General features: G+C 64.7%; 1 pseudogene. It reads left to right on the forward strand.

From position 1 onward, the window contains the following. Nucleotides 1-1088, forward strand: a pseudogene (locus tag EN738_RS34530) (hypothetical protein); the annotation flags it as partial.

Raw genomic sequence — 1088 nt, forward strand, 5'->3', positions numbered from 1 at the left:
CCGGCATCGTGATGCGCGGCGGCTCGGTCAAGCGCGCCACGATCGGCAGCGACCCGGTCGAAAGTTTCATCACCTACAACGCCGGCGGCACCAAGAAGATTTGGGCCTGCGACGAGACGACCGTGCGCGACGTCACGGCGCCCGCCGACGCTGTCACCCCGCCGGCCGCTTCGGTCACCGGCCAGACGTCGGGCTATTATTCCTACGTCAATTTCACGACGTCGGGCGGCTCGTTCGTCGTGGCGGTCAACGGCACCGACTTCCTGCAGCTCTATTCGACGACGTTCGACTGGACGGCGGTCAATGGCCTTGCGACCTATCGCCTGAACTTCGATGCCCAGACGGTCAATTTCATTAACGGCCAGGTCGTGACGGGTGGCACGAGCGGCGCGACGGCGACCGTGGTCAAGAACGTTGACAACGGCTCGACCGGTTCGCTGATGATTCAGTCGATTACTGGGACGTTCGTCGACAACGAAACCATCACCGGTGCCGGCGGCGGCTCGGCCACGGCCAACATTCCAGGCGGCGTCGTTCAGGTTTCGGCCGCGATCACCGGCGTTGCGACAAGCGCGCTGTCCCATGTCTGGCTCTACCGGAACCGCCTGTTCTTTATCCAGGGCGGCACGATGAAGGCCAGCTATCTCCCGGTCGATTCCGTCACCGGCGCGCTCGGGACGCTGAACCTGTCCGGCGTCTTCCAGCGCGGCGGCTCGCTGCTGTTCGGCGGAACGTGGTCGCTGGATGCCGGCGACGGCATCGACGACAAGTGCGTGTTCGTCACGACCGAGGGTGAGGCGGCGATTTTCGAAGGCATCAACCCGGCCGGCGCGACCGCTGCTGAGTGGAACCTGGTCGGCCGCTATGACCTCACCACGCCCATGGGCAAGCGCGCCACGATGCGCGCCGGTGGCGATCTGATCGTGGCAACGAAGGAAGGCATGGTTCCGATCTCGGCCGCGATCAACAAGGATGCGGCCGCGCTGTCCCTTGCCGCCGTCTCACGCAACATCGAGCCGGACTGGAAACATGAAGCGGCCCGCCGCCTGTCGTTACCTTGGGAGGTAATCAAGTGGCCGGACATGAAC

Origin of the sequence: Mesorhizobium sp. M4B.F.Ca.ET.017.02.2.1 (assembly GCF_003998955.1) — a bacterium.
In the GTDB taxonomy this organism is placed as follows: Bacteria; Pseudomonadota; Alphaproteobacteria; order Rhizobiales; family Rhizobiaceae; genus Mesorhizobium; species Mesorhizobium abyssinicae.